Genomic DNA, 13307 nt, shown 5'->3' on the forward strand with positions numbered 1-13307 from the left:
CTCCGCGGCCACAGGTGATCTCCATCGGAAAGGGCAGACCCCGTGCTGACCGTCGACTTCTCCCGCTTCCCGCTCGCCCCGGGCGACCGCGTGCTCGACCTGGGCTGCGGCGCGGGCCGGCACGCCTTCGAGTGCTACCGGCGCGGCGCCCAGGTCGTGGCCCTCGACCAGAACGGCGAGGAGATCCGCGAGGTCGCCAAGTGGTTCGCCGCGATGAAGGAGGCCGGTGAGGCGCCCGAGGGGGCGACCGCCACCGCCATGGAGGGTGACGCGCTCAACCTGCCCTTCCCCGACGAGTCGTTCGACGTCGTGATCATCTCCGAGGTCATGGAGCACATCCCCGACGACAAGGGCGTGCTCGCCGAGATGGTCCGCGTACTGAGGCCCGGCGGCCGCATCGCGGTCACCGTGCCGCGGTACGGGCCCGAGAAGGTGTGCTGGGCGCTCTCCGACGCGTACCACGAGGTCGAGGGCGGCCACATCCGGATCTACAAGGCCGACGAGCTCATCGGCAAGATGAAGCAGGCCGGCCTCAAGCCGTACGGCACCCACCACGCGCACGCGCTGCACTCGCCGTACTGGTGGCTCAAGTGCGCCTTCGGCGTCGACAACGACAAGGCGCTGCCGGTCAAGGCGTACCACCAGCTCCTGGTCTGGGACATCATGAAGACGCCCGGCATCAGCACCGTCACCCGGCTCGCCGAGCGGGCGCTCAACCCCGTCGTCGGCAAGAGCTTCGTGGCGTACGCGACCAAGCCGCACCTTCCCGCGCTCGCGGAAGAGAGCGCCGCCAAGTGACCTCTCCGGAGCGCACCGAACACCTCGTCCTGCCCGGGGTGCTCACCGCCGGGCAGGCCGGGCAGACGGTCGCCGCCCTGCTCGCCGTCCAGCGCGCCGACGGCGCCATCCCCTGGTTCCGCGGCCACCACCTCGACCCCTGGGACCACACCGAGGCCGCGATGGCGCTGGACGCGGCGGGCGAACACGCCGCCGCCGAGCGCGCCTACGAGTGGCTCGCCCGGCACCAGAACGAGGACGGATCCTGGTACGCCGCCTACCACGACGGCGAACACGACCGGGTCACCGACCGCGGCCGGGAGTCCAACTTCGTCGCCTACATCGCGGTCGGCGTCTGGCACCACTACCTGGCCACCGGCGACGACACCTTCCTCGACCGCATGTGGCCCGCGGTCTACGCGGCCGTCGAGTGGGTCCTCGCCCTCCAGCAGCCCGGCGGGCAGATCGGCTGGAAGCGTGACGAGGACGGCAGCGCCGTCACCGACGCGCTGCTCACCGGCAGCTCCTCCGTCCACCACGCGCTGCGCTGCGCGCTCGCCATCGCCGAACAGCGCGAAGAGCCGCAGCCCGACTGGGAGCTGGCGGCCGGCGCGCTCGCCCACGCCGTCCAGCACCACCCCGAGCGCTTCCTCGACAAGTCCCGCTACTCGATGGACTGGTACTACCCGGTCCTCGGCGGCGCGGTCACCGGGGACGCGGCCAAGGCCCGTATCGAATCGATGTGGGACGACTTCGTGGTGCCCGGCCTCGGGGTGCGCTGCGTGCTGCCCAACCCGTGGGTCACCGGTGGCGAGAGCTGCGAACTGGCCCTCGCGCTCTGGGCGACGGGCGAGTCCGACCGGGCCCTGGAGATCCTCCAGTCCATCCAGCACCTGCGCGACCCGGCGACGGGCCTGTACTGGACGGGCTACGTCTTCGAGGGCAACCGCGCGGTGTGGCCGGAGGAGCTCACGACGTGGACCGCGGGCTCCCTGCTGCTCGCGGTGGCGGCCCTCGGCGGCGACGAGGCGACGACGGCGGTGTTCGGCGGGGGCCGGCTCCCCAGGGGCCTCGCGCCCTACTGCTGCGGCTAGGACGACCCGTACGGAGTCGCCCGAGTGGCGCAGTGCGGTGGGCCGGGTGAGGCTGCCGGGGAGGCCGGAACATCCCCCGGAGGTCATCGTGCCCAGTACGTTCCCCATCCGCCGCATAGTCGTGGCGGTCGTCCTTTCCTGCGCCGTCCTGGTGTCGACGACCGCCTGCGGAGGAGAGAGCAGAACCACCCAGAACACCACGCAGAGCGCCACCCCGAAGTCCGCCCGGGACGCCGCCCTGGTCGCGGCCAAGAGCAGCGCCTCGCCGACCCCCTCGGCCGAGCGGCAGCGGCTCGCCAAGACGCGCTTCGTCGCCAACGCGGGGCTCGCGGCGGGTGCCGCCTACCAATGGATCGTGAAGCCCTACAAGGCCGGCAAGTTCAAGAAGGGCGCCAAGGGCCGTACGTTCGCGCTCGTCAAGGCGGGCCTGGCCGGGGCGTTCACGTACAACCGCCTGAAGGCCGCCACCGAGAACGCCAAGGGCGACCCCCTGCTCTCCAAGGCCCTCGCGCCCCTGACCTCCGGCATCGACTCCCTCAAGGACCTGGGTGGCAAGCTCCGCAAGGGCGACGCGAGTGATGCGGATGTCAGCAAGTTCGAGAACGTGATCGGCGGGGTCAAGGACGCGGGCCAGAAAGCGGGCGCGCCGGTCACGGACCAGGTGCCCTCTGCTGGGCAGCTTGCTGGAGGCTGACCTCCCTGCGTCCTCAAGCGCCGGACGGGCTCAGCCTTTCGTCCGCGAGCCGTCTGTGGCTGGTCGCGCCCACGCGGCGGAGCCGCACAGTGTCTCAGCCCCGCGCCCCTTTCGTGGCCAAGGCAGCTTAGGCGTTCAGGTCCGCCAGCACGCGCAGTGTGTTCGGGTCCGGCGATGTGACCAACAGGTCCGTCACCGGGCCCTTGCGCCACAACTCCAGGCGTTCCGCGATGCGTTGGCGGGGTCCCACCAGGGAGATGTCGTCGGCGAAGGCGTCCGGCACGGCCAGGACGGCCTCGTCGCGGCGGCCCGCCAGGAAGAGGTCCTGGATGTGGCGGGCCTCGTCCTCGTACCCCATGCGGGCCATCAGGTCGGCGTGGAAGTTGCGGGCCGCGTGGCCCATGCCGCCGATGTAGAAGCCCAGCATCGCCTTCACCGGGAGCAGCCCCTCGGCGACGTCGTCGCACACGTGGGCCCGGACCATGGGGGCGACCAGGAAGTCGTCGCGCAGCCCGGTCAGCGCGGCGGCGTACGCGTCCGTGCGGGTCGGCGACCAGTACAGCGGGAGCCAGCCGTCGGCGATGCGGGTCGTCTGGGCGATGTTCTTGGGGCCCTCGGCGCCCAGGAGTACGGGGATGTCCGGGCGCAGGGGATGGGTGATGGCCTTGAGCGGCTTGCCCAGGCCCGTACCGTCCGCGCCGCCGTACGGATGCGCGTGGAAGCGGCCGTCGAGTTCGACCGGGGCCTCGCGGCGCAGTACTTGGCGGATGACGTCGACGTACTCGCGGGTCGCGGTGAGCGGGCTCGACGGGAACGGGCGGCCGTACCAGCCCTCGACGACCTGCGGCCCCGAGAGCCCGAGGCCCAGCATCATCCGGCCGCCCGAGAGGTGGTCCAGGGTGAGGGCGTGCATGGCGGTGGCGGTGGGCGTGCGCGCGGCCATCTGCGCGACCGCGGTGCCGAGCCGGATGCGGGAGGTGTGCGCCGCGATCCAGGTCAGCGGGGTGAAGGCGTCCGAGCCCCAGGCCTCCGCCGTCCACACCGAGTCGTAGCCGAACTCCTCGGCCGCGCGGGCCAGTTCGAGGTGGGCGGGGTTCGGGCCGCGCCCCCAGTAGCCGAGTGCGAGTCCCAGGCGCATGTGCCGTCCCCTCCCAGTGACCTGACGATCCGTCAGGGGACTGTAGGGCAACGGCCCCCCGCCCGGAAGGGGGCGGGGGGCCGTCGGAGCGCTGCGGGGTGATCAGCCGCGCTGGATGCCGGTGGTGTCCTGGAGGACGCCGCGGCGGCCGTCCTGCGTCTGGGCGACCAGGCCGGGACCGCGCTGGTCCACGGCCAGGTACCAGGTGCCGGGGGCGAGTTCGGCGATCGGGGTCGGCGAGCCGTCCTCCGCGTACAGCGGGCGGGCGACGGGGACCGCGAACCAGAACGGGGCGAAGTCGCCGGCCGGGGCGGCCGCGGCGGGCTGCGCCTGGCTGTCCTTGTTCAGGTCCGCGGCCGGAGCCGGGGCCTGCGCGCCGAACGGCTGGGCCTGGGCCTGCGGCTGGCCGCCGAGGCTCGGGTCGCCGGGCTGCGCGCCGTACGGCTGCTGGGCGCCGGGGTAGCCGTAGCCACCGGCCGGCTGGGCCGCACCCGGGTAGCCGTAGGGCTGCTGGGCGGCCGGGCTCGGGGCGCCCATGAGCGGCGCCTTGAGGGCTGCGACCAGCGGCGAGGCCACGGCGGCCGCGGCGAGCGCCAGCGTGGCGATCAGGCCGAGGATCATGCCGGCGCCGGAGCCGTGCGCGTCGATGATCGTCCAGAACGCGGTCCACGCGGCGAAGACGGTGAACGCGACGCCGAACTGCGCGAGGTCCAGGCCCGCGACCTGCTTCGGCTGCGGCAGCGAGCGGCCGACGACCACCAGGACCGCACCGATGATGCCTGCCAGGTACATGCTCATCAGGAGCGAGAGCGAGTCCCAGGCGTTCGGCGCGTCCACGCTCGGGCAGAACTGGCCGGAGCAGCTCGGAGCGGACGTGAGATTCAGGAACGAGGCGATGAACAGCACCACCGCTGCACCGATCACCACGCCGTCGCCTCGTGTGAGGGAGCGGATGTTCACGTAAAAGTCCTCTTTTATGTCGTCTCGTCGGGGCGGTCATCGCTGCCGCCGGTGTACGTGCACACGGCGTGAAGCTCTAGGTGGTTCCCCCTGTGCGGAAGAATCTATCGTCTGGCTCTGTGGGCCGTACGGCGGGTCGGGAGCCTACCCGCCCAGGAACGCCATAATGCCGTCGGCGATGCCCTGGGCCGCCTTCTGGTGCCAGTCCGCACTCTTGAGAAGCGCCGAATCCCGGGAATCGCGCATGTTGCCGCACTCGATGAACACCTTCGGAACCTTCGACAGGTTGAGCCCGCCGAGGTCGCTGCGGGTGTCCAGGGCGGTGCCGTCGCCCACGTAGTTGGAGGCGTTCATGCCCGTGTCCTGGACGAACTTCCCCGCGATCCGCACACCGAGTTCACGCGAGGGCCCCACGATCGGGGCGGTGTCGGCGGCGCCGCCCTTCACCTTCGCGGGCAGGATCACATGGAAGCCGCGCTGGCCCTCGTCCGCGCCGTCCGCGTGCACCGACACGACGGCGTCCGCCTTCGCCTGATTCCCGATCCGCGCCCGCTCGTCCACACACGGGCCGAATGTCCGGTTGCCGTCCTGGGTGAACACGACCTTCGCGCCCTGCTTTTCCAGGATCGCCCTGATGCGGTGCGACACATCGAGCGTGAACGCGGCCTCCGTATAACCATCGTTGGTCTCGGTGCCGGTGGTGTCGCATTCCTTCTTGTTCGTTCCGATGTCCACCGGCTCATTGATCTCTGCTGTATGCCGGAAATTATTCGGATTGTGACCCGGATCGATGACAACGGTCTTTCCGGCGAGCGGCCCGACGCCGGAGCCGCTCTGCGGCGAGGAGGCGGAGGAGGGCGCCGACGGGGAGCCGGGGGCGCTCGGGGACGACGATGCCGTCACGGTCACCGTCGCCGTGCCGGCGCCCGGCAGCGCGGACGGTGCCGGGCGGCTCGGCAGGGGGAGCACCTTCGGCGGCTTGTTGTCCTGGCTGCCGGGGCTGCTCATCGCCTGCCAGACGAGCCAGCCCGCGAGGGCGGTCGGCGCAAGCGCTGCGAGGGCGACGAGGGCCCGGCCGCGCACACGGCGGGCCCGGCTGTCCGGATTCGATGACTCGCTGTCGTACGACACGGGAGCGATGCTAGCGGCGGGGACCTGTCAAGCCCGGGCACTCCGCGCCGCGAAGTTTCACAGCGCGGCGGACGTCCGGCGCAGGACCCGCAGCGAGTCGGTCGCCGAGACCTCGGTGAACGCGCCGGACTCAAGAGCCCGTAGGTAGATGCGGTACGGGGCCTGGCCGGTGAACTCGTCCACCGGGTCCGGGAAGACGTCGTGGATGGCCAGCGTGCCGCCCTCGGCGAGCTTCGGCGCCCAGCCTTCGTAGTCGGCCGTGGCGTGCTCGTCGGTGTGCCCGCCGTCGATGAACACGAAGCCGAGCTGCCCGCCCCACACCCGCGCCACCTGCGGCGAGCGCCCGACCACCGCGATCACGTGGTCCTCAAGACCGGCCGCGTGCAGGGTCCGCCGGAAGGTGGGCAGCGTGTCCATCCGCCCGACCTCCGGGTCGACGACCGTCGGGTCGTGGTACTCCCAGCCCGCCTGCTGCTCCTCGCTGCCGCGGTGGTGGTCGACGGTGACCGCGACCGTGCCGCTCTCGCGGGCGGCCTCGGCGAGCAGGATCGTGGAGCGCCCGCAGTAGGTGCCGACCTCCAGGAGCGGAAGCCCGAGCGCGCCGGCCGCGGCCGCCGCCTCGTACAGCGCCAGGCCTTCCCGTACGGGCATGAAGCCCTTGGCCGCCTCGAAGGCGGCCAGGATCTGAGGCTTGGGAGTGGCCACGGCCCGGCTCCTTTGGGTCGTACGTGTGTGGGCGGTCCATGGTGCCGTACGCCGCCGGGGCCGCCCCCGGCGGGCGGGGTCCCGAAGGTCACGCCCATCTGACCTTCCGTCGGATTGAAACGTGTTCTACTCTTGCGCCGTTCCGGGACCGGCGACGGGTGAGGGCGTCCATGGGCATCGCGATCACGCAAGAACAACGGGAGCTCGCGGAGGCGGTACGCGGCTGGCTGGCGCGGGCCGTGCCCGTCGAGGAGGTGCGGGGGCTCCTGGACGCGCCCGAGGCCGCCGGGGCCCGCCCGCTGTTCTGGGACGGGCTCGCCGAGCAGGGGCTGCTCGGCATCCACCTCGGCGAGGAGTTCGGCGGGGGCGGCCTTCCCGAGCTCGCGGTCGTCCTGGAGGAGGCAGGGCGCGGACTGCTGCCGGGCCCGTACCTGCCCGGGGTGCTGGCCGCCGAGCTGCTGCGCCGCACCGGGCGGCACGACGCGCTGGTCGCGGACATCGCCGAGGGCCGCAGGACCGCTGCCGTGGCGCTGGGCGCGGGCGCGCTCACCGCCGTCGGCTGCGAGGGCGGCTGGCTGCTCGACGGGACCGCGCCGCCCGTACTGAGCGCGGGTCAGGCCGAGTTGGTGGTCCTCGCGGCCGAGGCGCACGACCGAACGCTCTGGCTCGCCGTGGACGCCGAGGCCCTGCGCATCCGTACCCATGCGAGCACCGACCCGACCCGCCCCACCGCCGAGGTGCGGGCCGAGGGTGTCGTGGTCGACGCGGGCCGGGTCCTGGACGTGGACTCCGCGCTCGTCCGCGACCTCGCCGCCCTCCTCTTCGCCGCCGAGTCCTGCGGCACGGCGGCCCGCGCCCTGGAGATCGCGGCCGAGCACGCCAAGGCCAGGGAGCAGTTCGGCCGCCCCATCGGCCGGTTCCAGGCGGTCAAGCACCTCTGCGCGGACATGCTCGTACGCCTGGAACAGGCCCGTGCGCTGGTGTGGGACGCGGCCCGCGCCATGGACGAGCCCGCCGAGGTGCGGGGCCTGGTCGCCTCGCTCGCCGCCACGGCCGTCGACGCCGCCTGCTCCTGCGCCAAGGACTGCATCCAGATCCTCGGCGGCATCGGCTTCACCTGGGAGCACGACGCCCACCTGTATCTGCGCCGGGCCCTGGTCGCCCGCCAGCTCCTCGGCGCCGGGGACGCCCACCGGCTGCGGGCGGTCCGCCTCGCGACCGGCGGCGCCCGCCGCGAGCTGCGGATGGAGCTGCCGCCGGAGGCCGAGAACTTCCGCGGCCCCGCCCGGGCGGTGATCGAGGGCGTGCGGGACCTGGACCCGGGCGCGGCGCGCCGGGCCCTGGCCCCCACGGGATACGCGGCCCCGCACCTGCCGGCCCCGTACGGCCTGGGCGCGGGACCGGTCCAACAACTGGTAATCCAGGAGGAGTTGAGGCGAGCCGGGGCCGAGGTGAGCGGCCTGGGGATAGCCACCTGGGTGGTCCCTTCCCTCCTCGCGTACGGGACCGGCCCGCAGCGGGACCGCTTCCTCGGCCCCACCCTGCGCGGCGAGCTGCTGTGGTGCCAGCTGTTCTCCGAACCCGGCGCGGGCTCCGACCTCGCCTCGCTGCGCACCAAGGCCGAGCGCACCGACGACGGCGGCTGGCGGATCACCGGCCAGAAGGTGTGGACGAGCGCCGCGCAGTGGGCGGACTACGGCATCCTGCTGGCCCGCACCGATCCCGCGGCCCCCAAGCACAAGGGCCTCACGTACTTCCTCGTCGACATGAAGCGGACGGGCGGCATCGACATCCGCCCCCTCAAAGAAATCACCGGGGACTCCCTCTTCAACGAGGTGTACTTCGACGGGGCGCTGCTGCCCGCCGACGCCGTCGTGGGCGAGGTGAACGGCGGCTGGCGGGTCGCGCGCAACACCCTGGGCAACGAACGCGTCCACATGGCCGACCAGTTGACCTTCGACACCGGTCTCGAAGCGCTGATCGCCCGCGCCGGGGACCTCGACGGGGCGCACCGGGCGCGGATCGGCGCCCTTGCCGCCGAGGCGCACGCGCTGGCCTGCATCGGCCTCCGTACGACCATGCAGCAGGCCCTGGGTCTGGAACCGGGGGCCGGGGCCAGCGTCCGCAAGCTCGTCCAGACCCCGCACCAGCAGAAGATCGCCGAGCTCGCCCTGGAACTCCTCGGCCCCGAAGGCGCGGTCGCCGAGGGGCCCGGCGAGCGGGCCGTGCACGGCTTCCTCATGTCCCGCTGCCTCACCATCGCGGGCGGCACCACCCAGGTCCAGCTCAACGTCGTCGCCGAGCGCATCCTCGGCCTGCCCCGAGACTGAAGGGTTCCCCTGCCGTGAAGAGTTACATCATCGGTGTCGGCATGACCAAGTTCGAGAAGCCGGAGTCCCGGGACTGGCAGTACTGGGACATGGCGAAGGAGGCGGGGAGCGCGGCGCTGGCGGACGCGGGCATCGACTACGGCTCGGTGGAACAGGTCCCGGTCGGCTACTGCTTCCAGGCGTCGACCGCGGGCCAACGGGCGGTGTACGAACTGGGGCTGACCGGTGTGCCGGTCTACAACGTCAACAACAACTGCGCGACGGGGTCGAGCGCGCTGATGCTGGCACGGCAGTTCGTGGAGGGCGGGATCTCGGACTGCGTACTGGCGCTGGGCTTCGAGAAGATGAAGCGGGGCGCGCTGGGAGGGGGCTCGGACGGCGGGGATTTCAAGACATCGCCCGTCGCCCGCCACTACGGAATCATGGCGGCCCGCCACGGCTTCGAGATGAGCCCGCCCACCGCGCAGATCTTCGGCAACGCGGCCCGCGAACACATGGAGCGGTACGGGACGACCGCGGCGCAGCTCGCCGCGGTGGGAGCCAAGAACCACCGGCACTCGGTGAACAACCCCAACGCGCAGTTCCAGGACGCGTACTCGGTGGAGGAGATCCTGGCCGCGAAGGAGATCCACCGCCCGCTGACCAAGCTGCAGTGCTCGCCGACGTCGGACGGAGCGGCGGCGGCGGTGGTGGTCTCGGAGCGGTTCGTGGACCGAAATGGCTTGCAGGACAGGGCAGTTGAGATCGCGGGCCAGTCGATGACGACGGACACGGAGGAGTCCTTCGCCTCGGGGAGCTGTATCGACGCGGTGGGGGCGCCGATGTCCCGGGCGGCGGGGCGGGCGGCGTTCGCTGCCGCGGGCCTGGGCATCGAGGACGTCGATGTGATCGAGCTGCACGACTGCTTCTCGATCAACGAGCTGCTCACGTACGAGGCGCTGGGGATGTGCGGGGCGGGGGAGTCGGGGAAGCTGGTCGAATCCGGGGCGACGACGTATGGGGGCCGGTGGGTGGTGAACCCGTCCGGGGGGCTGATCTCGAAGGGGCATCCGCTGGGGGCGACGGGGCTTGCGCAGGCGGCGGAGCTGGTGTGGCAGTTGCGGGGGGTGGCGGGGGTGCGGCAGGTGCCGGGTGCGCGGGTGGGGCTTGCCCACAACATTGGACTGGGCGGGGCGGCGGTGGTGACTGTGCTGCGCCGGTGAGTTTCCCCACCCCGCCCCTTCCCGAGGCCCTCCGGGGGTGGGGAAGGGGGAAGCTGGGTTTCCTGGGGCCCCGCCCCAGACCCTGTATCGCGCCTTAAGGGCGCTCGTCCTCAAACGCCGGACGGGCTAAAGATGCCTGGTCGGGCCAGCACCAACCCTGCTAGGAGGGGCGCGGGGAACTGCGCGGCGTGGCCCTTAAGCGCGGCCCAGGAGTTGACCCGCGATACTGCCGATGAGGCCCCCGTCCATTTCGTCGTCGATCGACTCTTTGATCCTGTCGTGCTTACTGTCGGAGGCCTCGCGCTGCCTGTCGGGGGTAGGGTCCGACCGGACGGTCGAACCGTCGGCCGTGGGCCTTGGCGGAGTGGCCGCGGAAGCGCCATTCACTCCGATCGCGGCAAGTAGGACAGGGGTGGCGATCACGATGGCCAGGGCTCTGCGTACACGCACGGTCTTCTCCTTATCCAGGACAACAAGTCGCCGCCAAGCTACCCCGGCATTCACCCTGAAAAACCGCTCATCGAACTAAACGCTCGTACGGCCGAATTTGACGCCCTGAAACCTTTCGGTGTCCTCCGCTTTTCTTGCAGAGCTCGGCTTTGAAACCCCGCCCCCTTGCATCTCCGGACATGACTCCGCCCCGGTGCGGGCGCCGACTTGGCCCGTACCGGGGCGGCGATGCGATGCAGATACTTACGCTGCCCCGAGCGGCCGCTAGTGGAGCAGCAGGGCCTTCAGGAGAGCGCCTACGACGTGGACAAGCCCGACCACGACAGCACCAAGGATGGTAAGAATTGGCACAGTATTCTCCTTGCTGTGAAATGGAGCGTGACACCGACTCGGTGGCTCGGTCGAGCCACCCCTGTAACTGCGTAGCCCATTGAATGGACACGCCTGGATTCACCCGCCCGTGGAAGATGAAATGACCCCTCCGCCCCCTTGGGAGTGAACTGACCACGGGTAAGCGCTGCCATAACGGTGAGAGCGCGCCTAATCGGCCATTAGACGCAGCTGTCCGCAACGCCCACTCCGGGATTTCGGGAAGGGGAGGCGGGGGCGTCCGGGTCCGGTGCGGAGCCCCAGGGGCCTTCCGCCCCCGGAGGCCGCGCGGTGGGGCCGCGGAGTGTCACGGCGGGGAGGAACGGGGTGGGGAAAAGTCGTGTAACGGGTGCCCACCCCGTGCGACCATGACCCGCATGGCCCACGCGTCCGCAGACACCCACATATCCACCCCCACCCCAACCTCCCGCACCTGGCCGGTCGTTCTGGCCGCATGCGCGGGGCAGTTCCTCGTCGTGCTGGACGTCTCCGTCGTCAACGTCGCCCTGCCCTCCATGCGCACCGGCCTCGGCATGAGTGCCGGCGGGCTGCAGTGGGTGGTCAACGCGTACGCCATCGCCTTCGCCGGGTTCATGCTGCTCGGCGGTCGCGCGGGCGACCTGTACGGGCGCAAACGGATGTTCCTCGTGGGGCTCGGGCTCTTCACCGCGGCCAGTCTCGGCGGCGGGCTCGCTCAGGAGGGCTGGCAGCTGCTGGTGGCGAGGGCCGCCCAAGGGCTCGGGGCCGCCGTGCTCGCGCCGGCCACCCTCACCATCCTGACCGCCGCCGTCCCCGAGGGCGCCGCCCGCACCCGGGCCATAGGGACGTGGGCCGCGGTCGGCGCGGGCGGCGGCGCGGCGGGCGGGCTCGTCGGGGGCGTGCTCACCGACGTCCTGTCGTGGCGCTGGGTGCTGCTCATCAACGTGCCCGTCGGCGCTCTCGTCCTCCTCGGCGCCGCACTCTGGATCACCGAGTCCCGGGCCGGACAGCGCCACCGGCTCGACCTCCCCGGCGCCGTCCTCGTCACGGCCGGCCTCGCCACCCTCTCCTACGGCATCGTCCAGACGGAGGCGGAAGGGTGGGGTGCGGTGGGGACGCTCGTACCGCTCGTCGGCGGAGTGGCCCTGCTCGCCGCGTTCCTGGTCGTCGAAGCCCGCACCGCCGCCCCCCTCATGCCCCTGCGGCTCTTCCGGCTGCGGGCCGTCTCCGCCGCCAACGCCGTGATGTTCGTGTGCGGATCCGCGATGTTCTGCACCTGGTTCTTCATGACGCTGTACGCCCAGAACGTGCTCGGCTACACCCCGCTGGGCGCCGGGCTCGCGCTCATTCCCAGCTCGCTCAGCGTCGTCCTCGGCTCGAAGCTGGCGCCGCGCATCATGCCGCGGACCGGTGCACGGAACCTGACCGTGCTCGGTGTGCTCGTGACCGCGGCCGGGTTCGGGTGGCAGTCCACGATGCGGGCGGGCGATCCGTACTGGATGTCCATACTCGTGCCCGGCATCCTCATGATGACCGGTGCCGGGCTCGCCACGACTCCCCTTGCGGCGCTGGCCACTTCGGGGGCCGCGCCCAGCGAGGCCGGGCTCGTTTCGGGGCTCATCAACACGTCCCGGACGATGGGCGGGGCGCTGGGTCTTGCCGTGCTGTCCACCGTCGCCGCGTCCCGGACCGGCCTCGTGCAGAGCCCCGAATCCCTCACCGCCGGGTACGCGCTCGCCTTCCGCGTCGGCGGGTTCGTGCTGCTCGGCAGCGTGGTGCTCGCCCTGGTGTGGCTGCCTCGGGCCGCCGGTCCCGTCAGGCGCTGAGGGCTACAGCCAGCCCTGCTGGCGGGCCGACCGTACCGCCTCCATGCGGTTGCGGGTGCCCGTCTTGCCGATCGCGGACGACAGGTAGTTGCGGACCGTCGACTCCGACAGGTGCAGCTTGCCCGCGATGTCCGAGACCGTGGCGCCGTCCACCGAGGCGTTCAGGACGTCGCGTTCGCGGGCGGTCAGCGGGCTCGGGCCGGCGCTGAGGGCGGCGGCCGCGAGCGCCGGGTCGATGACCGTCTCGCCGCGCAGGACCCGGCGGATCGCCTCCGCGAGGTCCTCGACCGGGCCGTCCTTCACGAGGAACCCGGCGGCGCCTGCCTCCATCGCGCGGCGCAGATAGCCGGGGCGGTCGAACGTGGTGAGGATCAGGACCCGGCAGTCCGGGACCTCCTCGCGCAGCGCGGCGGCCGCGTCCAGGCCGCTCATGCCCGGCAGTTCGATGTCGAGCAGAGCCACGTCGGGGCGCGAGACCAGCGCCTCGGGGACGATCTTGTCGCCCGCCGAGACCTGCGCGACGACCTCCATGTCCTCTTCGAGGCCGAGCAGCAGGGCGAGCGCGCCGCGCATCATTCCCTGGTCCTCGGCGAGGAGAACTCTCACGGATTTGGCAGGTCGGTGATCCTGGGGCATCTCGTCCACGGGGAAA

The 13307-nt window shown here is 71.8% G+C and carries 11 protein-coding genes; 6 read left to right on the forward strand and 5 right to left on the reverse strand.

The annotated features are described in order from the left end of the window. The first annotated feature begins 42 nt into the window (after positions 1–42). From ACSHXC_RS27260 to ACSHXC_RS27270, 3 genes are all read left to right on the forward strand, one after another. Positions 43–798: a class I SAM-dependent methyltransferase gene (locus ACSHXC_RS27260; RefSeq protein WP_438294112.1), complete on the forward strand. Its 756-nt coding sequence runs from the start codon at positions 43–45 to the stop codon at positions 796–798. Continuing rightward, the gene (locus tag ACSHXC_RS27265) at positions 795–1871 is read left to right on the forward strand and encodes a prenyltransferase (RefSeq protein WP_438294113.1); all 1077 of its coding nucleotides are present in this window, start codon (positions 795–797) and stop codon (positions 1869–1871) included. The genes ACSHXC_RS27260 and ACSHXC_RS27265 overlap by 4 nt, the downstream gene beginning before the upstream one ends. A gap of 88 nt (positions 1872–1959) precedes the next feature. Beyond that, positions 1960–2565, forward strand: coding sequence for a hypothetical protein (locus ACSHXC_RS27270; RefSeq protein WP_438294114.1), 606 nt, complete (start codon positions 1960–1962; stop codon positions 2563–2565). Positions 2566–2692: 127 nt separating this feature from the next. Here ACSHXC_RS27270 and ACSHXC_RS27275 read toward each other — a convergent pair whose 3' ends face one another. The 4 genes from ACSHXC_RS27275 to ACSHXC_RS27290 form a co-directional block, all read right to left on the reverse strand. Continuing rightward, a complete protein-coding gene (locus ACSHXC_RS27275) occupies positions 2693–3703 on the reverse strand; it encodes an LLM class F420-dependent oxidoreductase (RefSeq protein ID WP_438294115.1) in 1011 nt (336 codons plus the stop codon). 102 nt (positions 3704–3805) lie between these two features. After that, the gene (locus tag ACSHXC_RS27280; RefSeq protein ID WP_438294116.1) at positions 3806–4663 is read right to left on the reverse strand and encodes a hypothetical protein; all 858 of its coding nucleotides are present in this window, start codon (positions 4661–4663) and stop codon (positions 3806–3808) included. Positions 4664–4807: 144 nt separating this feature from the next. After that, positions 4808–5794, reverse strand: a complete 987-nt coding sequence (locus tag ACSHXC_RS27285; protein ID WP_438294117.1) for an N-acetylmuramoyl-L-alanine amidase — start codon at positions 5792–5794, stop codon at positions 4808–4810. Between the two features lie 57 nt (positions 5795–5851). Further along, positions 5852–6445, reverse strand: a complete 594-nt coding sequence (locus ACSHXC_RS27290; RefSeq protein ID WP_438296860.1) for a class I SAM-dependent methyltransferase — start codon at positions 6443–6445, stop codon at positions 5852–5854. A gap of 224 nt (positions 6446–6669) precedes the next feature. Here ACSHXC_RS27290 and ACSHXC_RS27295 point away from each other — a divergent pair, with 224 nt between their 5' ends. The 3 genes from ACSHXC_RS27295 (at position 6670) to ACSHXC_RS27305 (ending at position 12655) form a co-directional block, all read left to right on the forward strand. Continuing rightward, positions 6670–8829: an acyl-CoA dehydrogenase gene (locus ACSHXC_RS27295; protein ID WP_438294118.1), complete on the forward strand. Its 2160-nt coding sequence runs from the start codon at positions 6670–6672 to the stop codon at positions 8827–8829. Positions 8830–8843: 14 nt separating this feature from the next. Next, positions 8844–10031: a lipid-transfer protein gene (locus tag ACSHXC_RS27300; protein WP_438294119.1), complete on the forward strand. Its 1188-nt coding sequence runs from the start codon at positions 8844–8846 to the stop codon at positions 10029–10031. A gap of 1187 nt (positions 10032–11218) precedes the next feature. Beyond that, a complete protein-coding gene (locus ACSHXC_RS27305) occupies positions 11219–12655 on the forward strand; it encodes an MFS transporter (RefSeq protein ID WP_438294120.1) in 1437 nt (478 codons plus the stop codon). Between the two features lie 3 nt (positions 12656–12658). Here ACSHXC_RS27305 and ACSHXC_RS27310 read toward each other — a convergent pair whose 3' ends face one another. After that, entirely contained in the window at positions 12659–13291 is a 633-nt protein-coding gene (locus ACSHXC_RS27310) for a response regulator (RefSeq protein WP_438296862.1), read from the reverse strand. Between the last annotated feature and the right edge of the window lie 16 nt (positions 13292–13307).

Source organism: Streptomyces sp. HUAS TT7 (genome assembly GCF_051550175.1).
GTDB lineage: Bacteria > Actinomycetota > Actinomycetes > Streptomycetales > Streptomycetaceae > Streptomyces.